Genomic DNA, 20,148 nt, shown 5'->3' with positions numbered 1-20,148 from the left:
TTTTGTTGAATTTTCTATTTTTGTACAGGACAAACATTTGACAATCAGTTGTGATTGACCGATAACGCACTATCGATAAAGGACTGACATCATGAAAATTGCGGTGGTGGGTGCCGGCATTGCCGGCTTGTCCTCGGCCTGGCTCTTGAGCCGGGCCGGACACCAGGTGGTGCTGTTCGAGGCTGCGGCCTATGCCGGCGGCCACAGCAACACCGTCGATGTCGAGCTGGAAGGCCTCCGTGCGCCGGTGGACACCGGCTTCCTGGTGCACAACGATCGCACCTATCCCAACCTGATCCGCCTGTTTGCGCTGCTGGGCGTGCCGGTGCGTGCCAGCGAGATGACTTTTTCGGTGGTGCTGGAGCAGGAGAACGTGGAGTGGGCCGGCAGCAGCCTGGCCACGTTGTTCGCGCAGAAACGCAACCTGTTGCGGCCAACCTTCTGGCGCATGGTCGGCGACATCCTGCGCCTGCACCGGCTGGCGCCGCAGCTGCAGCGGGAAAGCCGCGACAGCGGCGAGACGCTGGGCCAGATTCTTGATCGCTACCGTTTCAGCGCGGCGCTGCGCGACTGGTATCTGCTGCCGATGGGGGCCGCGATCTGGTCCAGCTCCACCCGCGACATGGCCGCGTTTCCGGCCTCGACCTTCTTCGATTTCTGTGCCAACCATGGCCTGATGCAGATACTGGACCGGCCGCAGTGGAAGACGGTGCAGGGCGGCTCGCGCGAGTACGTACGGCGCATGGTGGCCGGCATCGGCGAGGTGCGGCTGTCGTCGCCGGTGCGCCAGGTGCGCCGCGACGAACGCGGCGTGACGCTGTGCAGCCGCCACGGCGACGAGCACTTCGAGCAGCTGGTGCTGGCCTGCCACAGCGACCAGGCGCTGGCGCTGCTCGGCGACGCCAGCGACGGCGAACGGGCGCTCTTGTCGCAGCTGCGTTACCAGCCCAACCGCGCGGTGCTGCACACCGACGCCTCCTTCCTGCCGGCGCGGCGCCAGGCGTGGGCGGCATGGAACTACCGCATGGGCGAGGGCGGGCCGTCGTCGCAGCCGGTGATGGTCAGCTACCTGCTCAACCAGCTGCAGGGGCTGCCGTTCCTCAGTCCGGTGATCGTGACGCTGAACCCCTACCGCGAGCCGCAGGGCAAACTGGCGGAATTCGACTACGCCCACCCGCTGTTCGACCGCGCCGCCATCGCCGCACAGCAGTCGCTGGCGACGATCCAGGGCCGCCAGCGCACCTGGTTTGCCGGCGCGTGGGCCGGCTACGGCTTCCACGAGGACGGTCTCAAGGCCGGCATGGCGGTGGCGCAGGCGCTCGGCGCGCCGATCCCGTGGGATATCAGCGTGCCGCTGGCCGCGCACCCGCTGCAACCGCAGCCGGCGGTGGTCGCACCATGAACGCGTTTACCGTCTACCGCGGCCACGTCTGGCACGGCCGCAGCGCGCCGGCCCGCCACCAGTTCAGCTACCGCCACGCCTGGCTGGCGCTGACGCTGCTGCCGGGGCAGCCGGAGCCGGCCAGCCTCCGCCTGGCGCCGGGGGTGAGCTGGCAGCGCCGCCACCACGGCCCGCGCGACGGCTCGCCGCTGCTGCCGTGGCTGACGGCAAGGTTGGCCGCAAGCGGGGTGCATGACATCGCGCGCATCGAGCTGCACACCCTGCCCAGCCTGTTCGGCTACGTGTTCAACCCGGTCAGCTTCTACCTGGTGTTCGATGCCGCCGCCACGCTGCGTGCGGTGTGGGTCGAGGTCAGCAACACCTTCGGCCAGCATCACGACTACTGCCTGCACCACCCCGACCATCGCGCCATCGACAGCCGCGACCTGCTGACCACCGGCAAGGCGCTGCAGGTGTCGCCGTTCTTCCAGGTGGAGGGCAGCTACCGCTTCCGCTTCCTGCGCGCGGCGGACGGCCGCTTCGCGGTGCGTATCGAGTACCGCCGCGACGACGAGCACAACGACTTCGTCGCCACCCAGCAGGGTATGCCGGTGCCGTACTCGCCGGCGCGGCTGTGGCAGCTGCTGCTGGCCACCGGCCTGCTTGCCGTGGCGGTGTGGGCGCGCATCCACTGGCAGGCGCTGCGCTTGTGGCGCAAGAAAGTCCCGTTTTTCGGCAAAGATGGCCACGCGGCCAGCTCGGTTTCTCCCGGAGAGTTGTCATGAATTCATCCTCGCGTACCCTCGCTTCCCCGCTGCCCTTGCGCGTACCGCTGCTGGTGCGCCCGCTACTGCTGGCCCTGTCGCGCCTGCAGTACGGCGAGCTGACGCTGATCACCCCCGACGGCGGCAGCTACCTGTTTCGCGGCGCGCATCCCGGCCCGCAGGCACAGCTGCAGGTCTACGACTGGCGCGCGCTGCGCCGTATCGTGCTGGCCGGCGACATCGGCCTTGCCGAGGCCTGGCGCGACGGCTGGCTGACGTCGCCGGACTGGACGTCGCTGCTGCAGCTGGCGCTGGCCAACGAGGCCGCCTTCGAGCAGGCGATCCACGGCAGCTGGCTGGGCACCGCCGGCTACTGGCTGAAGCACCTGACGCGCGCCAATACCCGCCGTGGCAGCCGCCGCAACATCCACGCCCACTACGACATCGGCAACGACTTCTATCGGCTGTGGCTGGACCCGGGCATGACCTACTCCGCCGCCATCTTCAGCGGCGAGGCCGGGCAAACGTTGGCCGCAGCGCAGGAGGCCAAGTACGAACGCATCCTGGCGCGGCTCGATGCGCAGCCGGGGCAGCGCATCCTGGAGATCGGCTGCGGCTGGGGCGGCTTTGCCGAGTACGCGATCCGCAGTCGCGGCGTGCACGTCACCGGCGTGACCCTGTCGCCGTCGCAGCTGGAATGGGCGCAGCAAAGGTTGGCCGCAGCGGGGCTTACGCAGCAGGCCGATCTGCGGCTGCAGGATTACCGCGACATCGACGGCCAGTTCGACCACATCGTGTCGATCGAGATGCTGGAGGCGGTCGGCGCGCGCTGGTGGCCGCGCTACTTCCGCACCCTGCACGACCGCCTCAAGCCCGGCGGCCGGGCGATGGTGCAGGTGATCACCATCGGCGACGACTACTTCGCGCGCTACCAGCGCGGCACCGACTTCATCCAGCAGTTCATCTTCCCCGGCGGCATGCTGCCGTCGCCGGCGGCGCTGGACCGCGACATCGCCGGCGCCGGGCTGCAGCTGGCCGAGCGCTATACCTTTGGCCGCGACTACGCCGAGACACTGCGGCGCTGGTTGCATGATTTCAACGCCGCGTTGCCACAAGTGTATGGCCAGGGCTTCGATCAGGCTTTCGTGCGCCTGTGGCAGTTCTACCTGCACTACTGCATCGCCGGCTTCGACGCGGGACGCACCGATGTCTGCCAACTGGAAATCCGTCGCCGCTAGCGTGGCGCTGCTTGTCGCACAGATGGGAAATGCCATGGCACTGCCAGCAGAACTGAACGGTTTGCAACTGCGCGGCCAGGGCACGCTGCGCTGGTTCGGTTTCAAGCTGTACGACTCGGCGCTGTACACCCCGGCGGCGCAGCCCTTCCAGTGGGCGCGGCCGTTCGCGCTGGAGATCCGCTACGCGCGCAGCATTGCCGGCGCCAAGCTGGTGGAAACCAGCCTCGAGGAAATGCTGCGCTACGGGATGCCGGAGCGCGTCCGTGCGGCGTGGGCCGAGCACATGCGGCGCGCCTTTCCCGACGTAAAGGAGGGCGACGTGCTGCTCGGCGCCATGGACGGCGCGGTGGTGCGCTTCTGGCTCAACGGCCGCCTGACCCACCGCATCGACGACCCGCTGTTCGGGCAGCTGTTTTTCCGCATCTGGCTGGATCCGGCATCGCGGGCGCCGGCGGTGCGCGAGCAGCTGCTGGGTGGCCGCGGATGAACGCGCTGAGCACGCGCCAGCTGGCACTGAGCGGCCTCGGCGGCCTGCCGCTGGCGATGGTGGCGCTGCCGCTGTACGTGCACACCCCGGCGCTGTACGCCGCCGATTTCGGCGTGGCGCTGGCCAGCCTCGGCTGGGTGCTGCTGCTGGCGCGGCTGTTCGATACCGCCATCGATCCGCTGCTCGGGCTGTGGCAGGACCGCCTGTCGCCGGCCCGCGCCCGCGCGCTGTTGCTGCTGGCCGCCGGCGGCGGGCTGGCCGGTTTCGGCTGGCTGGTGATGCCGCAACGCGACTGGCCGTTGCTGCCGCAACTGGCCGCCGCGCTGCTGCTGGTGTACCTGGCGCACGGCTGGCTGAGCATCGCGCTGCTGCGCTACGGCGCGGCCTTGTGGCCCAGCGTGCACGGCCGCTCGCGGGTGGCGGCGTGGCGCGAGGGCTGGGCGCTGCTGGGCGTGCTGCTGGCGGCGGCCCTGCCGGCGACGCTGGCCGCCCGCCACGGTCAGCAGTACGCGATGCAGGTGCTGGTGCTGCTGTTGTTGCTGTGCAGCGTGCTCTGCCTGTGGCTGCTGCGCCGCGCGCCGCTAGCGTTGCCGCCGGCCGGGGAACATGTGGTGCCGCACTGGCGCCAGCTGTGGCGTGACGCCGCCTTCCGCCGCGTGCTGCTGGTGCTGCTGCTCAACGCCACCGCGATGGCGATTCCGGCGACGCTGCTCAATTTCTACATCGCCGACCTGCTACGCACGCCGGCGCTGGCCGGCCTGTTCCTGCTGCTGTACTTCCTCGCCGCGGTGCTGTCGTTGCCGCTGTGGGTGCGCCTCGCCGACCGCATCGGCCGCGTCGCCGCCTGGCGCGGCGGCATGCTGCTGGCGCTGCTGGTGTTCCTGCCGGTGCTGGCGCTGGGCGAGGGGCAGGGCGGGCTGTTCGCGCTGGTGTGCCTGCTGACGGGGGCGGCGCTGGGCGCCGATCTGGCTTTCGGCAGCGCGCTGGTGGCCGACGTGCTCGGCGAACGTGTCGCGGCGCAGGGCGGCGCCGCCTTCGGCGCGGTGTCGATGATGAACAAGCTGGCGCTGGCCTGTGCCGCCGGCCTCGCGCTGCCGCTGGCGGCGCAGCTGGGCTACCAGCCCGGTGGCGACGCCTCGGCGCTGCCGTGGCTGTATGCCGGCCTGCCGGCGCTATTCAAGCTGGCGGCCTGCCTGGCCTTGCCGCCGGCAGTGACCTTCTCGGGAGCAAGAACATGATCCGGATACTGAAAGCCGCCGTGCTGGCGGCGTTGTGCGGGCTGCTGGCGGCGTGTTCCAGCGCCAGCATCGACGACTACCGCGGCACGCGGCCAAGCTTTGACCTGAAAACGTATTTCAACGGCCCGGTGACGGCGCAGGGCATGTTCCAGGACCGCAGCGGCAAGGTGCTGCGCCGCTTCAGCGTGCAGATGAGCGGCAGCTGGCAGGGCGACCGCGGCGTGCTGGACGAGCACTTCACTTACGACGACGGCGAAAAACAGCGCCGGGTGTGGACGCTGCAAAAACTGCCCGATGGCCGCTACAGCGGCACCGCCAGCGACGTGGTGGGGCAGGCAAGCGGCCGCAGTGCAGGCTTTGCGCTGTTCTGGGACTACACGCTGCGCCTGCCGGTGGACGGCACGGTGTACGAGGTACGTTTTGACGACTGGATGTATCAGCTGGACGAGCACACGGTGCTGAACCGCTCGGTGATGAGCAAGTGGGGCGTGCGCCTCGGCGAAGTCACGCTGATGTTCCGCAAGGGGGCGCAGCCGTGAGCCTGAACCCCAAGTTGCAGGACTGGCACAACCGCCGGGTATGGCTGGTCGGCGCCGGCCACGGCATCGGCGCGGCGCTGGCGCGCGAGCTGCACCGCCTCGGTGCCTGGGTGGCGCTGTCCGGCCGCCACGAGGCGGCGCTGCGCGAGGTTGCCAGCGGCCATGAGCGGATGTGGCTGCTGCCGCTGGACGTGACCCGCCCCGAGGACTGGCAGCGCAGCCGCGACCAGTTGCTGCAGCAGTGGCAGGGCATCGACCTAGTGGTGATGCTGGCCGGCGACTACACCCCGCTGCGCGCCTGGCAGCTGACGCCGGAGCTGGCGCGGCGCATGGTCGACGTCAACCTGCTGGGGGTGATGTACGGCAGCGCGGCGCTGGTGCCGCAGCTGATGGCGCAGTCCGGCGGCGCCATCGCGCTGGTGGCCAGCGTCGCCGGCTGGGGCGGCATGCCCAACGGCCTGGTGTACGGCGCCACCAAGGCGGCGGTGAACCACTTCGCGCAGACGCTGTACCTCGATCTGCACCGCCACGGCATCGGCGTGCACGTGATCAACCCCGGCTTTGTCGCCACCCGCCTCACCGCGCAGAACGAGTTTGCGATGCCGGCACTGCTGACGCCTGAGGCGGCGGCGCAGCAGATCGTGCGCGGCTTCGCCCGCGGCGAGTTCGACATCCACTTCCCGAAGCGCTTCTCGTGGCCGCTGAAGTTGGCCGCACTGTTGCCCTACCGCCTGTATTTCTGGCTCGCCCACAAGGTTACCGGACTATGAATCCCCATCTTGCCCGCCATCTGGACTGGTTTGCCTCGCTGTCGCCAGTGACGCTGGAAGACATCGACGCCGTCTACGCCGAGTCGGCCACCTTCCGTGATCCGTTCCAGGCGCTGCACGGCCGCACCGCGATCAAGGCGCTGTACGCGCGCATGTTCCAGCGGCTGCAGGCGCCGCGCTTCGTGATCGGCACGGTGGTGGCGCAGGGCGAGCAGGCCTTCGTCAGCTGGGATTTCAGCTTCGTGCTGCTCGGCTGGACGCAGCAGATCCACGGCGGCACGCTGCTGACCCTCGCCGCCGACGGCCGCATCGCCGCGCACCGCGACTACTGGGATGCGGCGGAAGGGGTGTACGAAAAACTGCCGCTCATCGGTGCCTTGCTGCGTGTGATCAAACGGCGCATGGCATAATGCGGGCCTTGTCGATGTCTTGTCGGGACGCCAGGTTGTACAAATGATGAACGAAGACTCTGCCCTGAGCGATGGCGGCCTGCCCATCGCCGCCGTCGAACGCGAAACCGGCATCCCCAAGGACCTGTTGCGGATGTGGGAGCGCCGCTACGGCTTTCCGCAGCCGTCGCGCGATGCCGCCGGCGACCGCCTGTACAACGCGGCGCAGGTCGGCAAGCTGAAGCAGGTGCGGCGGCTGATGGATCTCGGCTTCCGCCCCGGCAAGCTGGTCGGGCAGAGCATGGCGCAGCTGGAGGCGCTGGCGCTGGCGCACACCCCGGCGCGGGTGGTGCCGGATGTCTGCGCCGGCCTGATCGACGCGCTGAGCGGTCACGATGCGCTGGCGGTGCGCGAGCTGCTGCGCCACCGCCTGTTCGAGCTCGGCCTGCGCCACTTCATATGCGATTTTCTGGCGGCGGCCAACCAGCTGGTCGGCGAGGCGTGGATGCGCGGCGAGCTGCGCGTGCACGAGGAACACCTGTACTCGGAAGAGATCAAGCGCGTGCTGCGCGAGACCCTGGCCGGCATCCCCTCCGGCCAGCAGTCGCCGCGGGTGATGCTGACCACCTGTCCCGGCGAGCTGCACCTGATCGGCCTGCTGATGGTGGAAGCGCTGCTGCGCCTGGCCGGCTGCGACGCCATCGCCTTCGGCGCGCAGATGCCGCTGTCCGACATCGCCAGCGCGGCGCAGAAACACCGCGTCGACGTGGTGGTGCTGTCCTTTTCCGCCTCCTACGAGGCCAGTCCGCAGGCGGATGTCGCGCTGCTGGACACGCTGCTGCCGGCCGGCGTCGAGCTGTGGCTCGGCGGTGCCGGCTGCCGCGGCCTGAAGCGGCTGCCGCCGCGCGCCACCCTGCTGACTCTGGACCAGCTCGACGCCAGCGTCGGCCGCTGGCGCGAACGGCAGCCGCCCGCAATTGCCGTTTGAAAAAGGCGGCGACCTTGGCCATAACAAAGAGGCCATCACGGCATGTTGCCGGATGGCCCTGGGGTGGTGGCAGCGCGGCCGGTCTCAGAACGTGTTCACGATCTCGCGAGCTAGGGCGAGACAAGGCAAAAACGGCTGAGGAAGCGGCGTTTAACTGGAATAAACAAGCATTCCGAAGCCGTTTTTAACGCGGTACGCCTGTGCGCAGCAGGTCGTGGACAGGTTCTCAGTCGTCCATGTCTTTCAGGTTCTTGCGCGGGGTGTCTTCCGGGTCCTGCCCCAGCTTGCCGCGGATACAGGACAGGTACACGTTGACATCCGGCCCGCCGCCGTAACGCTGCGCCTGCCAGATCATCTCGCCGAGGCAGTCCAGCACCTCGTGCTGCGCGTCGTGCTCGCTGCCGGTCTGCTGCAACAGCTGTTGGTACAGCGCGCGGATGCCGGGCGGCTGGTCGATCGACAGCTGCTCTTCCAGCGCCAGGTGCATGCCCATGTGCAGGAAGGGGTTGGTTTCGCCTTGCTCCGGCATCCACTCGCGCTCGGCGTACTGTTGCGGACGGTTGAGCAGGTCGTGGTATTCCGGATGCAGCATGATCACGCTGAACAGCAGCTTTTCCAGATCGGTCAGCGGCTGACCGGCCTGTTGCTTCTGCCAGGTATCGAAAAAGAAACGGCGGGCATCCTGTCGGCTGGGTGCGAACATCATGGTTGACTGATTTACTCGGAAAAGCAGCATTATACGGATGGAGACCCACCATGACCACGATTGCGGACTTTGCGGCCAACCTTGGCGATGGCCTGTTGCAACCCCTGGCGCAGTACCGCGGCCAGGTGCTGCTGATCGTCAACACCGCCAGCGAATGCGGCTACACCCGGCAGTATGCCGGCCTGCAGGAGCTGCACAGCACCTATCAGGGACAGGGCTTCAGCGTGCTGGGCTTTCCCTGCAACCAGTTCGGCGGCCAGGAGCCGGGTGACGCCGGCGCAATCCGTGATTTCTGCGTCAGCCGTTTCGGCGTCAGCTTCCCGCTGTTCGAGAAGGGCGACGTCAACGGCGGCAACGCCAGCCCGCTGTGGCTCTGGCTGACCGGCGCCGACGGCAAGCATCCGCATCCGGTGAAGTGGAACTTCACCAAGTTCCTGATCGACCGCAAGGGGCGGCTGGTGAAACGCTACGAGCCGGCGGCGGAGCCGCACGACATCGCCGGCGACATCGAGGCGCTGCTGCAGGCCGCCGCCTGAGTCGCGGCGCCACAAAACACTGCGGCCAACCTTGCGCGCAAGGTTGGCCGCAGTGTCATGCCGGCAAGATGCTTACTTGCGGGTAAAGATCACGTCCCATACGCCGTGGCCGAGGCGGATGCCGCGCGCCTCGAACTTGGTCAGCGGGCGGTAGTCCGGACGCGGCGCGTAGCCGTCGGCGCTGTTGGCCAGCTCGGCATTGGCACTGAACACTTCCATGATCTGGATGGCGTAGTCTTCCCAGTCGGTGGCGGCGTGGATGTAGCCGCCCGGCTTCAGCTTGCGTACCAGTTTCTCCACCAGCGGCGCCTGGATCAGGCGGCGCTTGTTGTGGCGCTTCTTGTGCCACGGATCGGGGAAGAAGATGTGCACGCCGTCCAGCGAGCCGTCCGGCAGCATGTTGTCCAGCACTTCCACCGCATCGTGGCGGATCAGGCGCAGGTTGCTGAGATTCTGCTCGTCGATCAGCTTGAACAGGTTGCCCACCCCCGGCGAGTGCACCTCGATGCCGAGGTAGTCCTTGTCCGGATTGCCGGCGGCGATTTCGGCGGTGGCACCACCCATGCCGAAGCCGATTTCCAGGATTTTCGGGGCCACGCGGCCGAAGGCCTGCTGCAGGTCGAGCGGCGCCGCCTGATACTCGATGCCCCATTTCGGCATGCCTTCGTCGATGGCGCGCTGCTGCGCAGGAGACAGGTGGCCCTGACGCAACACGAAGCTGCGAATGGCGCGGTTGAAGGCCGGATTTTCCATGGTCGTCACTCAAAAACTGCAAAAAGATCGCGATGTTACCGAATCTTGGCCGCCAGCGGTAGGGCTGCGCCACCGGCGCGGCACGCGCTGCGGCAGCGCCCGGCCTTGCCCCGCCTGGGTCGCTGCCGGCGGCCACTTGGTGCAGATCAACTCCGTCACCGATTCACCTTGGCAAAGCAGCAGCATGTGCCATGCTGTGTGAGGGGAAAGCGGACGTAGCAATGGACACGGGAGGTGTCTCATGAATGATGAACTGCATGACTTTGTAAAACTGCTGGAAGAGTACCGCGCCGAAGGGCAGGAACTGGGCACGTTGCTGTGTGTGGAGCCGGTGCGCCACCTGTCGCTGCCCTTGTGCCACGAGACCTGCGCCGAGTTGCGCGCCATGGCCGAGGTGTTCCAGTGTGACGAGGCACTGCTGGCCAGTGCCATCCTGCGCGGTGCGCTGCGCCATATGCAGCTGCACCTCAACGACGATCTTGACGCGCTGGCCGCGATGGCACGCGACCGGCTGTGCAGCCCGTGCGAGGACGCCAGCGAAGCGATCTGACGCAGCAGCAGCCGATAACGGAATCCCCCGCAGTGGCGCACGCCACTGCGGGCTTTTTTATGGCGGCGGCCAGGGTTGGCCGCAAGGCGGCGCTACAGCTGGCGCAGCAGCTCGTCCACCGTCGGGTAGCGCAGGCAGCCGGGCAGCTCGCGCAGCAGCCGCGCGTTGCAGAGGCGCCGCGATTCGGCCATGAACGACCACAGCCCCGGCGACACCTGCTGCTGTACCACCGCGCGCGGCAGCCGCGGTGCGCGCGGGTAGCCCAGCGTATCGGCCAGCTTGTCGTACCACTCGCCGACCGGCAGCGGCTGGCTGTCGCAGGCGTTGTAGACGCGGATGCCGCCGCGCGGCTGCTGCAGCGCGGCGACGCACAGCCGCGCCAGGTCGTCGGCGTGGATGTGGTTGCTGACGCTGTCCTCGGCGGCATCGATCAGCGGCGTGCCGTTGAGGAGGCGGGTGAGCGGCAGCCGCTCGGCGGCGTAGATGCCCGGTGCGCGCAGGATGGTCAGCGCGCTGCCGTGGGCGATGGCGAAGCTGCGCAGCGCGCGCTCGGCATCGACGCGGCGACACGCGCGCGGCGACGTTGGCCGCAGCGGCGCGCACTCGTCCAGCCACTTGCCATCGGCATTGCCGTACACGCCGCTGGTGCTGATATAGACCAGTTGCTGTGGTAAACTCGGCGTTTTTGCCAGTCGCGACAACACCTTGCGCATTCTGGGGTCGATGCGGCCGCTGTCCGGCGGCGGTGCGGTGTACAGCACCGCGTCGGCGATACCGGCGAGGCGCTCGAGACTGCGCGCATCATCCAGATCGCCCGGCACTGGCCGGGCTCCCAGCTGTCGCCATTGCGCGGCGGTTTCCGGGCGGCGCGTCAGCGCCAGTATCCGCCAGTGCGGCAGCAGCAGGGGCAGGGCACGCCGGGCGATGTCGCCGGTGCCGATGATCAACAGGGTTCGCATGACGGCCATTTTAGCGAAGTTTAAGGGAACAAGATGACGTGTCAGGTAAAGGTGCTTCCGAGCGGCCATTCTTTTGCGGTTGAAACGCATGAAACCATTCTTGAGGCAGCTTTGCGCCAGAACGTCGGCCTGCCTTACGGCTGCCGTGACGGTGCCTGTGGCGCCTGCAAGGGCAAGGTTGTCGCCGGCGAGGTAGAGCACGGTGGCGCGCAGGAAAAGGCGCTGTCCGCTGCCGACCGCGCCCAGGGCATGGCGCTGTTCTGCTGTGCCAGGCCGCAGGGCGACATCACCATCGAAGTGCGCGAGCTGGCCGGCATCGGCGACATCCAGATCAAGACCCTGCCGTGCCGCGTGGAGTCGATCGAGAAGATCCACGACGTGGCGGTGCTGAAACTGAAGCTGCCGGTCTCCGAGCGCCTGCAGTTCATGGCCGGCCAGTACATCGACATCCTGATGAAGGACGGCAAGAAGCGCAGCTTCTCCATCGCCAATGCGCCGCACGACGACGCCTTCATCGAGCTGCACATCCGCAACCAGCCGGGCGGCACTTTTTCCGAGTACGTGTTCAACAGCATGAAGGAAAAGGAAATCATGCGCTTCAAGGGGCCGCTGGGTTCCTTCTTCCTGCGCGAGGATTCCGACAAGCCGATCATCATGGTGGCCAGCGGTACCGGCTTTGCACCGATCAAGGGCATCATCGAGCACGCCATCCACCACGGCATCACCCGCCCGATCGTGTTCTACTGGGGCGCGCGCACCCCGCACGACCTGTACATGGCGGAGCAGGCTGGCCAGTGGCAGGCACAAAACGCCAACATCACCTTCATCCCGGTGGTGTCGGACGCGCTGCCTGAGCACAACTGGCTAGGCCGCAGCGGCTTCGTGCACCAGGCGGTGCTGGACGATTTCGACGACCTGTCCGGCTACCAGGTGTACGCCTGCGGTGCACCGATCATGGTCGAGGCTGCGCACAAGTCCTTCATCGCCGAGCGCAAGCTGCCGGAAGACGAGTTCTTCTCCGATGCCTTCTTCCTGTCCAAGGACATGAGTGGCAGCAAGCCGTAAGCCGGCCTCCGCCGATGACAAAGCCGCCTGCAAAGGCGGCTTTTTTGCGTGTGGGCGGCAGGCTCAGGGCGCCGGCCGCAGCAGCTGCTCGAAGATGCCCTGCGTCAGCTGCTGCTGGGCAAGACCCAGCTCCAGCAGTCGTGCCAGCGTCAGCGCGTAGTGGCTGTGCAGTAGCGGCGGCCGCGCAAACTCCTGCAGCAGTGCACTCAGCTCCGGCTGGCTGTCGTCGTGCTGCGCGCGGCGGTACTGCTGCGCCAGCGCCAGCAGCTGCTGTCCCAGCTGCAGCTGGCTGGTAAAGAACGCTGCCCAGTCCGGCTGTGTCTGGCCGTGCTGCATCGCCTCGCGCAACAGCGGGCCGTTGATGTAGAGAAAGGCGTCAAACACGCGCTGGCAGAAGCGGCCGGCACCGCGCGGGCCGCACCATAGCCAGGCGCCGGCGGCTGGAGCGAGGGCGTCCAGCAGTGGCCGTGCCTGCTCGCGCAAGGCCGGGGTGCAGCCGACGAACAGCATGAAACCGTACTGCCGCGCCGCCGGATGCGGGGTGACCGCCAGTTCGACGTCGATGTCCGCGCTGTCGCTGCCGCCCAGGCGCAAGCCCTGCCAGCACAGCGCCGTGCCGTGGCGACTGGCCGCCGGCTGCAGGCCGCAGTCGGCCAGCCGCTGTTGCAACGCGTCGAGGGTGGTGGCGGGAGAGGCGGGCAGTTCCATCCGGTGTTTACAGTAGTTGCCAGTCAAAGTCGCGCAAACGCTGCAGGAACCAGGCCATCGCCTGCCCCGGTTCCTTGGTTTGCCATGCGTAATATAGTGGCACGGGATCGCGCGCATCTTCCACTGCCTTGAGCAGCAAACGACCGTCGGCCAGCGGTTTTTGCACATGCTGCAGTGGCAAAAAACCAATACCGAGGCCGGCGCACTGCATATTGATCTTGTCGTCGAGGCTGGACACCGTCAGCCGCGCCTGGCCTTCCTGGATCGAGGCGCTGCGCGGCGTCAGCGTGCGCGAGCTGTCGGCCAGCACGATGATGCGGTGCTTGCGCAGCTCGTGCGCCGGGATCGGCTCCGCCGCCTGTGCCAGCGGATGCGACGGTGCGACGCAAAAGCCGAAGGCGGCGTGGCCCATCTCGCGGCAGTACAGATTGCCCTGTACCGGCATGTCCGGCGCCCCGATGGTGAGGTCGGCGCGGCCGTCGATCAGCGCATCCCACATGCCGCCGAAGTTCTCGCGCGTCAGGCGCAGTTCGGTCTGCGCGCCCAGCTCGTTGAATTCGCGCACCAGCTGGATCACGCGTGCGAACGGCAACAGCTCGGAGATGGCGATGCGCAGCTCGCCCTCCCAGCCGGTGGCGTGGGTCTTCACCCGTTGCTCCAGCATCGCCGCCGAATCCAGCAGCGCGCGCCCTTCCTGCAGCAGCAGCTGTCCGGCCGAGGTCAGCTTGGCCTTGTGGCCGCTGCGGTCGAACAGCATCACGCCCAGATCCTGTTCCAGCTTCTGCACGCTGTAGGTAATGGCGGACGGCACGCGGAACAGCGCTTCGGCGGCGGCGGCAAAACTGCCGCGGCGGTCGATGGCGTCCAGTACCAGCAGGGCGTCGAGGGAGAGTCGGGTCATGGTGGGGCAGCCTGAAAGCAGGATAAAAAAAGCCGGTGGCGCTTGCCACCGGCTGTGTCGGCCATCACGGGATCAACCCTGCTTGGCGCGCTCGATGCCTTCTTCCAGTTCGCGGGTGGCATCTTCCAGTGTACCCCAACCCTGGATTTTGACCCATTTGCCTTTTTCCAGGTCCTTGTAGTGCTCGAAGAAGTGCACCATCTGGTCGCGCAGCAGCTGCGGCAGGTCTTCCAGCTTCTGGATGTCCTTGTACATCGGGCACAGTTTTTCCACCGGCACCGCGATCAGCTTGGCGTCGACACCGCCGTCGTCTTCCATCTTGATCAGGCCCAGCATGCGCACGCGGATCAGTACGCCCGGCGGCAGCGGGAACGGGGTCACCACCAGCACGTCGACCGGGTCGCCGTCACCGGCGATGGTCTGGGGCACGAAACCGTAGTTGGCCGGGTAGAACATCGAGGTGCCCATGAAACGGTCCACGCACAGCGCGCCGCTTTCCTTGTCGAATTCGTACTTGATCGGGGCGCTGTTGGCGGTGATCTCGATGACGACGTTAACGTCGTTCGGCATGTTCTTGCCCGGGCTGATGAGGTCGATATTCATGCGTGAAAGTCCTTTTCCGGTTGAGTCGTCAGGAATAAACCCGGTGATTATACCAGCAGCCCAGCCGAGGTATAATCGCGTCTATTGATGAAGGCCATAACCGCACATGATGCTAGATAACCTGATTTCCGAATTCGACCGCGGCCTGCGCACCCTGTTTGCGCCAGCCAGCAGCGCGCGCCCGCACCCCGACCGCGATGTCGCCGAGGCGGAGCTGTCCGCCGCGGACAAACGCCACGCGCTGGGACTGATGCGTGTCAACCACTGCGGCGAGGTGTGCGCGCAGGCGCTGTACCAGGGCCAGGCGCTGACCGCGCGCGATCCGGCGGCGCGTGAGGCGCTGCGCCATGCCGCGTTCGAGGAGGTGGAGCATCTGGCGTGGACCGAGCGCCGCATCCGCGAACTGGGCGGCCGTCCCAGCCTGTTCAACCCGCTGTGGTACACCGGCTCGCTGGCGATCGGCGTCACCGCCGGCCTGCTCGGTGACAAGTGGAATCTCGGCTTCCTGCAGGAAACCGAGCACCAGGTCGGCGCCCATCTCGACAGCCATCTCAGCGAGCTGCCGGCACAGGATGACAAGAGCCGCGCCATCGTCAGCCAGATGCGCGATGACGAGCTGAAACACGCCGACATGGCGCAGCAGCTGGGGGCGGCCAGCCTGCCGCTGCCGGTGAAGGGCATGATGAAGCTGTCCGCCAAGCTGATGACGGTGAGCAGTTACCGGCTGTGAACGCCGCCGCATGAAAAAGCCGCCCCTCGGGCGGCTTTTTTGTTGGCGGCCAACCTTGCGCAAGGTTGGCCGCAGGGGCGCTATCAGAAGAACAGCACGGTGAGCAGCAGGAAGGTCGGGATCAGGAAGGCGCAGGCCCAGCCGATGTAGCCGAAGAAGCTCGGCATCACCACGCCGCGCTCTTCCGCGATCGCCTTCACCATGAAGTTGGGGGCGTTGCCGATATAGCTGTTGGCTCCCATGAACACCGCGCCCATCGAGATCGCCAGCAGGGTGTTGGCGCCGGCGCCCATCAGCTGCTGTGCGTCGCCGCCGGCGAGGTTGAAGAACACCAGATAGGTCGGCGCATTGTCGAGGAAGCTGGACAGCGCACCGGTGAGCCAGAAGTAGGCGACATTGACCGGGGTGCCGTCGGGGGCGGTCACCATGCGCACCAGGCCGGCGAAGGCGCCGTCCGGGCCGGCCTTCAGCATCGCCAGCACCGGGATCATGCTGATGAAGATGCCGGCGAACAGCTTGGCCACTTCCAGCATCGGCGCCCAGTTGAAGGCGTTGGCCTCGCGGCAGTGGCGCGGCGTCAGCTTCAGCGACAGCCCCGCCATCGCCAGCAGCAGCAGGTCACGCACCACGTTCTGCAGCTCGATGTCGAGGCCGTACACCTGCCACACCACGCCCGGCTGCCACACGCCGGACAGCAGCACCGCGACCACCACGCCGCCAAGCAGCAGGAAGTTGAGCTTGCCCTCGATGCGCAGCGGGCTGTCCGGGGTCGGGTCGCGTGCCAGCGTCTGAGCGCTTTCCTTGCGGTAGAAGTAGCTGTCCAGCATGAAGAAAACCAGCAGCAGGATCAGGCTGGCGCTGAACATCGGCGCCAGCATGTGCTCCATGGTCCAGCCGAAGCCCACGCCCTTGAGGAAGCCGAGGAACAGCGGCGGATCGCCCAGCGGCGTCAGCGAGCCGCCGATATTGGCGACCAGGAAGATGAAGAACACGAACACGTGGGTCTTGTAGCGGCGGTTGTCGTTGGCGCGCAACAGCGGGCGGATCAGCAGCATCGAGGCGCCGGTGGTGCCGGTGAAGCTGGCCAGCACGGTGCCGGTGGCCAGCACGCCGCTGTTGAGCAGCGGCGAGCCGTGCAGGTTGCCGTTGATGTAGATGCCGCCGGCGACGGTGAATAGCGCCACCAGCAGGATGATGAACGGCACGTACTCCAGCACCATGGTGTGCAGGATGTCGTGGCTGACGCCGGCCAGACCATGGTTGGCCGCAAACGGCAACACGAAGGCCAGCGCCCAGCCGGCGGCGATCTTGCCGAAATGGTGGTGCCAGATGGCGGGGGCCAGCAGCGGCATCAGGGCAATGCTTAACAGCAGGCCGGCAAAGGGCACGGCCCACAGAATGGTCAGTTCTGCGCCATTGACGTTGGCGTGGGCCAGCGACGGCAGCAGCGTCAGTGCCAGCGGCAGCACAGGACGTAGCAAGCGGGGTAGGGACATGTTCGACTCTGGGTTGGGCAGGGGGCGCTGCGCTTCCGGCGAGTGCGCGCACCCTTGATTGTTATGACTCGTTCGAGGCGACCGGAAGGCGGCAATTGTAACCGCCGCATCCGTCGCCGCGCCATCGGGAACTGTCCTGTCCCCGGGGTGCCGCGCACAAAACAAAACGACCAGCCGGATGGCTGGTCGTTTGTAGGGGGGGGGGGCGCCGCAGGATTAACCGAACAGCTTGCTGACGTCCTTCGCCTCCCAGTGCGGGAAGTGCTTGCGCACCAGCGCGTTGAACTCGATCTCGAACGCGCGCAGGCGGGCGAGGTCGCTCTGGTCCTGGCTGGCGCTGTCCACCGCCACCGCGCTGCGGATCATGCCGGCACCGGCGGTGCCGTTGGACAGGCGGTCGATGACGATGAAGCTGCCGGTGGCACGGCAGTCTTTGTAGGCGTCGAATACCACCGGTGCGGTGAACACGATGCGCACCAGTGCGATCTCGTTCAGCTGCAGCTTTTCCGCTTCGAAGGCGTCCAGCGTGTTGACGTCCACGCGGTGCACGATGCGTTCGACGCGGCCGGTAACGTTCTTGCCGGCCAGCTTGAAGCCGTAGTCCTTGCCCACCACCAGCGGGTTTTCGTCCATCCACACCAGGTGGGCATCGATCGCCTGACTGACCGTCGGTGCCGTCTCGTCGGCGCGCACGATCATGTCGCCGCGCGAGATGTCGATCTCGTCGGCCAGCGTCAGGGTAATGGCCTGGCCGCTGCGCGCCACGTCGAGCTTGCCCTCGTACACCACCACGTTTTCCACCGTGCTCTGTTTGCCGGACGGCAGCGCGACGATGCGGTCGCCGGGACGGATCTCGCCGCTGGCGACGGTGCCGCAGAAGCCGCGGAAGTCCAGGTTCGGGCGGTTGACGTACTGTACCGGCAGGCGGAAGGCGTTCTGCGCCACGTCGTGGTCGATCTCGACGCTGTCGAGAATGCCCATCAGCGTCTGGCCGTCGTACCACGGCGTGCGCTCGCTGGCGGTGACCACGTTGTCGCCGCGCAGAGCCGAGATCGGCACGAAGCGGATGTCGGCGATGTCGAGGTTGGCCGCAAAGGCGAGGTATTCGTCGCGGATGCGATTGAACACCGCCTCGTCGAAGTCCAGCAGGTCCATCTTGTTGATGGCCACCACCACGTGCTTGATGCCCAGCAGGCTGACGATGTAGCTGTGGCGGCGGGTCTGAGTCTGCACGCCGTAGCGGGCGTCGATCAGGATCACCGCCAGGTTGCAGGTCGAGGCGCCGGTGGCCATGTTGCGGGTGTACTGCTCGTGGCCCGGGCAGTCGGCGATGATGAACTTGCGGCGGTCGGTGCTGAAGTAGCGGTAGGCGACATCGATGGTGATGCCCTGTTCGCGCTCGGCCTGCAGGCCGTCGACCAGCAGCGCGAGGTCGATCTCTTCGTCGGTGGTGTTGTACTTTTTCGAGTCGCGCTGGATCGCCGCCAGCTGGTCTTCGAAGATCAGCTTGGAGTCGTGCAGCAGGCGGCCGATCAGTGTCGATTTGCCGTCGTCGACGTTGCCGCAGGTGATGAAGCGCAGCAGGTCCTTGTTTTCGTGTTGCTTCAGGTACGCCAGGATGTCGCTGGCGATCAGGTCGGATTGGTGTGCCATGAGCGTCGTGCCTTGCATCAGCAAGGTTGGCCGCATGCGGCCAACCTTTGAACATTCGGTAGGGGCGAAAAGGGGCTTAGAGCTTGTTCAACGTCTCGTGAGCTAGAGCGAGACAAGGCGAAAATGGCTGAGGAAGCGGAGTTGACATGGGGTCAATGAGCATTCCGAAGTCGTTTTCAACGCGGTATCGCCGACGCGCAGCAGGCGTTGAACGGGCGCTTTAGAAGTAGCCTTCCATCTTCTTCTTTTCCATCGAGCCGGAGGAGTCGTGATCGATCACGCGGCCCTGGCGTTCGGAGGTCTTGGTCAGCAGCATTTCCTGGATCACTTCCGCCAGCGTGGTGGCTTCCGATTCCACCGCGCCGGTCAGCGGATAACAGCCGAGGGTGCGGAAGCGGACCTTCTTGGTCTCGATCTTGGCCTTTTCCTCGTCGCTGAGGTACTGCAGGATGCGCTCGTCGTCGATCATGATCAGCGTGCCGTCACGCTCGATCACCTTGCGCTCGGCGGCAAAGTACAGCGGCACGATTTCGATGTTCTCGAGGAAGATGTACTGCCAGATGTCCAGCTCGGTCCAGTTAGACAGCGGGAACACACGGATCGACTCGCCCTTGTTGATCTTGGCGTTGTAGATGTTCCACAGTTCCGGACGCTGGCTTTTCGGGTCCCAGCGGTGGTTCTTGTCGCGGAAGGAGTACACCCGCTCCTTGGCGCGCGATTTTTCCTCGTCGCGGCGGGCGCCACCGAAGGCGGCGTCGAACTTGTACTTGTTCAGCGCCTGCTTCAGGCCTTCGGTCTTCATCACGTCGGTGTGCTTGGCACTGCCGGCGGTGAACGGGTTGATGTTGGCGTCGACACCTTCCTGGTTGACGTGGACGATCAGGTCCCAGCCGTATTCCTTCGCCTGCTTGTCGCGCAGCGCGATCATGTCCTGGAATTTCCAGGTGGTATCCACGTGCATCAGCGGGAACGGCGGGCGGCCGGGGGCAAAGGCCTTTTGTGCCAAATGCAGCATCACCGCCGAATCCTTGCCGATGGAGTACAGCATCACCGGGTTGTCAAACTCGGCGGCGACTTCACGGATGATGTGGATGGACTCGGCTTCAAGTTGCTTGAGGTGAGTCAGCCTCTCCTGACTGATATTCATCTTTGCGCTCAATTCTCTGGCTGTTGGCATCGTCGGCAGCATCTCTGCCGTGCCGGGGATTCCGACAGTTGAACTGTACCGGAGCGCGGACGCGGCCAGAAAGACTGATTTTATATATCAATATGCGATATCGAGAGCAAAAACAATGGCAAGGCGGGAATATCGAGGCAGAAACAAAAACACCACCCGAAGGTGGTGTTTTTGCTGAATCTGGCGTCCCCACGGGGAATCGAACCCCGGCCGCCGCCGTGAAAGGGCAGTGTTCTAACCGCTAAACTATAGGGACTGAATTGTGTGGTGCACCCGGAGCGATTCGAACGCCCGACCCTTTGGTTCGTAGCCAAATACTCTATCCAACTGAGCTACGGGTGCAACTTGGCGTCCCCACGGGGAATCGAACCCCGGCCGCCGCCGTGAAAGGGCAGTGTTCTAACCGCTAAACTATAGGGACGCTGTGGTGGTGCACCCGGAGCGATTCGAACGCCCGACCCTTTGGTTCGTAGCCAAATACTCTATCCAACTGAGCTACGGGTGCACTGTTCTCGTT

At 66.2% G+C, this 20,148-nt stretch carries 22 protein-coding genes and 4 tRNA genes; 13 read left to right on the top strand and 13 right to left on the bottom strand.

Going from position 1 to position 20,148, the window contains the following annotated elements; genetic code table 11:
• The first annotated feature begins 91 nt into the window (after positions 1 to 91).
• From C8E02_RS00285 to C8E02_RS00245, 9 genes are read left to right on the top strand one after another with little or no spacing between them, the layout of a single operon-like run.
• The gene (locus C8E02_RS00285; RefSeq protein WP_120809212.1) at positions 92 to 1,402 is read left to right on the top strand and encodes an NAD(P)/FAD-dependent oxidoreductase; all 1,311 of its coding nucleotides are present in this window, start codon (positions 92 to 94) and stop codon (positions 1,400 to 1,402) included.
• Positions 1,399 to 2,166, top strand: a complete 768-nt coding sequence (locus tag C8E02_RS00280; protein ID WP_120809211.1) for a DUF1365 domain-containing protein — start codon at positions 1,399 to 1,401, stop codon at positions 2,164 to 2,166. Before C8E02_RS00285 ends, C8E02_RS00280 begins: the two co-directional genes overlap by 4 nt.
• Positions 2,163 to 3,383, top strand: a complete 1,221-nt coding sequence (locus tag C8E02_RS00275; protein ID WP_120809210.1) for an SAM-dependent methyltransferase — start codon at positions 2,163 to 2,165, stop codon at positions 3,381 to 3,383. Before C8E02_RS00280 ends, C8E02_RS00275 begins: the two co-directional genes overlap by 4 nt.
• Positions 3,384 to 3,417: 34 nt before the next feature.
• Entirely contained in the window at positions 3,418 to 3,870 is a 453-nt protein-coding gene (locus C8E02_RS00270; RefSeq protein ID WP_170152065.1) for a chalcone isomerase family protein, read from the top strand.
• Complete coding sequence (locus tag C8E02_RS00265; protein WP_120809208.1) at positions 3,867 to 5,108, top strand: MFS transporter; 1,242 nt, start codon at positions 3,867 to 3,869, stop codon at positions 5,106 to 5,108. Before C8E02_RS00270 ends, C8E02_RS00265 begins: the two co-directional genes overlap by 4 nt.
• Complete coding sequence (locus tag C8E02_RS00260) at positions 5,105 to 5,647, top strand: DUF3833 domain-containing protein (RefSeq protein WP_120809207.1); 543 nt, start codon at positions 5,105 to 5,107, stop codon at positions 5,645 to 5,647. The genes C8E02_RS00265 and C8E02_RS00260 overlap by 4 nt, the downstream gene beginning before the upstream one ends.
• On the top strand, positions 5,644 to 6,417 hold the full coding sequence (locus tag C8E02_RS00255; protein ID WP_120809206.1) for an SDR family NAD(P)-dependent oxidoreductase: 774 nt from the start codon (positions 5,644 to 5,646) through the stop codon (positions 6,415 to 6,417). Before C8E02_RS00260 ends, C8E02_RS00255 begins: the two co-directional genes overlap by 4 nt.
• The gene (locus C8E02_RS00250) at positions 6,414 to 6,827 is read left to right on the top strand and encodes a nuclear transport factor 2 family protein (protein WP_120809205.1); all 414 of its coding nucleotides are present in this window, start codon (positions 6,414 to 6,416) and stop codon (positions 6,825 to 6,827) included. The genes C8E02_RS00255 and C8E02_RS00250 overlap by 4 nt, the downstream gene beginning before the upstream one ends.
• 43 nt (positions 6,828 to 6,870) lie before the next feature.
• Positions 6,871 to 7,794 (top strand): MerR family transcriptional regulator, encoded by a 924-nt coding sequence (locus C8E02_RS00245; RefSeq protein WP_120809204.1) that lies wholly within the window; start codon positions 6,871 to 6,873, stop codon positions 7,792 to 7,794.
• Between the two features lie 226 nt (positions 7,795 to 8,020).
• Here the strand turns inward: C8E02_RS00245 and C8E02_RS00240 are convergent, their stop codons facing one another.
• Positions 8,021 to 8,500 carry a DUF1841 family protein gene (locus tag C8E02_RS00240; protein ID WP_245961022.1) on the bottom strand — a complete coding sequence of 160 codons (480 nt, stop codon included), beginning with the start codon at positions 8,498 to 8,500 and terminating at the stop codon, positions 8,021 to 8,023.
• Positions 8,501 to 8,550: 50 nt separating this feature from the next.
• Between C8E02_RS00240 and C8E02_RS00235 the strand changes: the two genes are divergently transcribed.
• Positions 8,551 to 9,036 carry a glutathione peroxidase gene (locus C8E02_RS00235; protein ID WP_120809203.1) on the top strand — a complete coding sequence of 162 codons (486 nt, stop codon included), beginning with the start codon at positions 8,551 to 8,553 and terminating at the stop codon, positions 9,034 to 9,036.
• 72 nt (positions 9,037 to 9,108) lie between these two features.
• Here C8E02_RS00235 and trmB read toward each other — a convergent pair whose 3' ends face one another.
• On the bottom strand, positions 9,109 to 9,789 hold the full coding sequence (gene trmB, locus C8E02_RS00230) for a tRNA (guanosine(46)-N7)-methyltransferase TrmB (RefSeq protein ID WP_120809202.1): 681 nt from the start codon (positions 9,787 to 9,789) through the stop codon (positions 9,109 to 9,111).
• 241 nt (positions 9,790 to 10,030) lie between these two features.
• On the opposite strand from trmB, the gene C8E02_RS00225 reads away from it, so the two are divergent.
• Positions 10,031 to 10,339, top strand: a complete 309-nt coding sequence (locus tag C8E02_RS00225; RefSeq protein WP_047967816.1) for a hypothetical protein — start codon at positions 10,031 to 10,033, stop codon at positions 10,337 to 10,339.
• Positions 10,340 to 10,431: 92 nt separating this feature from the next.
• Here C8E02_RS00225 and C8E02_RS00220 read toward each other — a convergent pair whose 3' ends face one another.
• The gene (locus C8E02_RS00220) at positions 10,432 to 11,298 is read right to left on the bottom strand and encodes an SDR family oxidoreductase (RefSeq protein ID WP_120809275.1); all 867 of its coding nucleotides are present in this window, start codon (positions 11,296 to 11,298) and stop codon (positions 10,432 to 10,434) included.
• 33 nt (positions 11,299 to 11,331) lie between these two features.
• Here C8E02_RS00220 and C8E02_RS00215 point away from each other — a divergent pair, with 33 nt between their 5' ends.
• Complete coding sequence (locus C8E02_RS00215; protein WP_120809201.1) at positions 11,332 to 12,363, top strand: CDP-6-deoxy-delta-3,4-glucoseen reductase; 1,032 nt, start codon at positions 11,332 to 11,334, stop codon at positions 12,361 to 12,363.
• Positions 12,364 to 12,426: 63 nt separating this feature from the next.
• Here C8E02_RS00215 and C8E02_RS00210 read toward each other — a convergent pair whose 3' ends face one another.
• The 3 genes from C8E02_RS00210 to ppa form a co-directional block, all read right to left on the bottom strand.
• A complete protein-coding gene (locus C8E02_RS00210) occupies positions 12,427 to 13,071 on the bottom strand; it encodes a hypothetical protein (protein ID WP_120809200.1) in 645 nt (214 codons plus the stop codon).
• A gap of 7 nt (positions 13,072 to 13,078) precedes the next feature.
• Positions 13,079 to 13,972, bottom strand: a complete 894-nt coding sequence (locus C8E02_RS00205) for a LysR family transcriptional regulator (protein WP_047967818.1) — start codon at positions 13,970 to 13,972, stop codon at positions 13,079 to 13,081.
• A 72-nt stretch (positions 13,973 to 14,044) separates the two neighbouring features.
• Positions 14,045 to 14,575 carry an inorganic diphosphatase gene (gene ppa, locus C8E02_RS00200; protein WP_047967819.1) on the bottom strand — a complete coding sequence of 177 codons (531 nt, stop codon included), beginning with the start codon at positions 14,573 to 14,575 and terminating at the stop codon, positions 14,045 to 14,047.
• A 109-nt stretch (positions 14,576 to 14,684) separates the two neighbouring features.
• Here ppa and coq7 point away from each other — a divergent pair, with 109 nt between their 5' ends.
• On the top strand, positions 14,685 to 15,305 hold the full coding sequence (coq7, locus tag C8E02_RS00195) for a 2-polyprenyl-3-methyl-6-methoxy-1,4-benzoquinone monooxygenase (protein ID WP_047967857.1): 621 nt from the start codon (positions 14,685 to 14,687) through the stop codon (positions 15,303 to 15,305).
• 83 nt (positions 15,306 to 15,388) lie between these two features.
• On the opposite strand, the gene C8E02_RS00190 is transcribed toward coq7, so the two are convergent.
• The 7 genes from C8E02_RS00190 to C8E02_RS00160 form a co-directional block, all read right to left on the bottom strand.
• A complete protein-coding gene (locus C8E02_RS00190; RefSeq protein ID WP_120809199.1) occupies positions 15,389 to 16,801 on the bottom strand; it encodes a sodium:proton antiporter in 1,413 nt (470 codons plus the stop codon).
• A 216-nt stretch (positions 16,802 to 17,017) separates the two neighbouring features.
• The gene (gene cysN, locus C8E02_RS00185; protein ID WP_120809274.1) at positions 17,018 to 18,454 is read right to left on the bottom strand and encodes a sulfate adenylyltransferase subunit CysN; all 1,437 of its coding nucleotides are present in this window, start codon (positions 18,452 to 18,454) and stop codon (positions 17,018 to 17,020) included.
• A gap of 220 nt (positions 18,455 to 18,674) precedes the next feature.
• Positions 18,675 to 19,601: a sulfate adenylyltransferase subunit CysD gene (gene cysD, locus C8E02_RS00180; protein WP_047967822.1), complete on the bottom strand. Its 927-nt coding sequence runs from the start codon at positions 19,599 to 19,601 to the stop codon at positions 18,675 to 18,677.
• A 211-nt stretch (positions 19,602 to 19,812) separates the two neighbouring features.
• A tRNA-Glu gene (locus C8E02_RS00175) sits at positions 19,813 to 19,887 on the bottom strand.
• Between the two features lie 9 nt (positions 19,888 to 19,896).
• A tRNA-Arg gene (locus C8E02_RS00170) sits at positions 19,897 to 19,973 on the bottom strand.
• 4 nt (positions 19,974 to 19,977) lie between these two features.
• A tRNA-Glu gene (locus C8E02_RS00165) sits at positions 19,978 to 20,052 on the bottom strand.
• A gap of 7 nt (positions 20,053 to 20,059) precedes the next feature.
• Positions 20,060 to 20,136: transfer RNA gene (locus tag C8E02_RS00160), tRNA-Arg, on the bottom strand.
• Between the last annotated feature and the right edge of the window lie 12 nt (positions 20,137 to 20,148).

The sequence above is a fragment of the Vogesella indigofera genome (assembly GCF_003633895.1).
GTDB lineage: Bacteria > Pseudomonadota > Gammaproteobacteria > Burkholderiales > Chromobacteriaceae > Vogesella > Vogesella indigofera.
The sequence above is the reverse complement of the archived record's forward strand: the minus strand, read 5'-3'. Positions and strand labels throughout refer to the sequence as shown.

Coding starts and splice junctions, on each gene's coding strand:
- C8E02_RS00250 (WP_120809205.1), top strand. CDS start 6,414: ATGAATCCCCATCTTGCCCGCCATCTGGACTGGTTTGCCTCGCTGTCG.
- C8E02_RS00280 (WP_120809211.1), top strand. CDS start 1,399: ATGAACGCGTTTACCGTCTACCGCGGCCACGTCTGGCACGGCCGCAGC.
- C8E02_RS00225 (WP_047967816.1), top strand. CDS start 10,031: ATGAATGATGAACTGCATGACTTTGTAAAACTGCTGGAAGAGTACCGC.
- C8E02_RS00245 (WP_120809204.1), top strand. CDS start 6,871: ATGATGAACGAAGACTCTGCCCTGAGCGATGGCGGCCTGCCCATCGCC.
- cysD (WP_047967822.1), bottom strand. CDS start 19,601: ATGAATATCAGTCAGGAGAGGCTGACTCACCTCAAGCAACTTGAAGCC.
- C8E02_RS00210 (WP_120809200.1), bottom strand. CDS start 13,071: ATGGAACTGCCCGCCTCTCCCGCCACCACCCTCGACGCGTTGCAACAG.
- C8E02_RS00190 (WP_120809199.1), bottom strand. CDS start 16,801: ATGTCCCTACCCCGCTTGCTACGTCCTGTGCTGCCGCTGGCACTGACG.
- C8E02_RS00205 (WP_047967818.1), bottom strand. CDS start 13,972: ATGACCCGACTCTCCCTCGACGCCCTGCTGGTACTGGACGCCATCGAC.
- cysN (WP_120809274.1), bottom strand. CDS start 18,454: ATGGCACACCAATCCGACCTGATCGCCAGCGACATCCTGGCGTACCTG.
- C8E02_RS00285 (WP_120809212.1), top strand. CDS start 92: ATGAAAATTGCGGTGGTGGGTGCCGGCATTGCCGGCTTGTCCTCGGCC.
- coq7 (WP_047967857.1), top strand. CDS start 14,685: ATGCTAGATAACCTGATTTCCGAATTCGACCGCGGCCTGCGCACCCTG.
- C8E02_RS00220 (WP_120809275.1), bottom strand. CDS start 11,298: ATGCGAACCCTGTTGATCATCGGCACCGGCGACATCGCCCGGCGTGCC.
- C8E02_RS00275 (WP_120809210.1), top strand. CDS start 2,163: ATGAATTCATCCTCGCGTACCCTCGCTTCCCCGCTGCCCTTGCGCGTA.
- ppa (WP_047967819.1), bottom strand. CDS start 14,575: ATGAATATCGACCTCATCAGCCCGGGCAAGAACATGCCGAACGACGTT.
- C8E02_RS00260 (WP_120809207.1), top strand. CDS start 5,105: ATGATCCGGATACTGAAAGCCGCCGTGCTGGCGGCGTTGTGCGGGCTG.
- C8E02_RS00270 (WP_170152065.1), top strand. CDS start 3,418: ATGGCACTGCCAGCAGAACTGAACGGTTTGCAACTGCGCGGCCAGGGC.
- C8E02_RS00235 (WP_120809203.1), top strand. CDS start 8,551: ATGACCACGATTGCGGACTTTGCGGCCAACCTTGGCGATGGCCTGTTG.
- C8E02_RS00240 (WP_245961022.1), bottom strand. CDS start 8,500: ATGATGTTCGCACCCAGCCGACAGGATGCCCGCCGTTTCTTTTTCGAT.
- C8E02_RS00215 (WP_120809201.1), top strand. CDS start 11,332: ATGACGTGTCAGGTAAAGGTGCTTCCGAGCGGCCATTCTTTTGCGGTT.
- C8E02_RS00265 (WP_120809208.1), top strand. CDS start 3,867: ATGAACGCGCTGAGCACGCGCCAGCTGGCACTGAGCGGCCTCGGCGGC.
- trmB (WP_120809202.1), bottom strand. CDS start 9,789: ATGGAAAATCCGGCCTTCAACCGCGCCATTCGCAGCTTCGTGTTGCGT.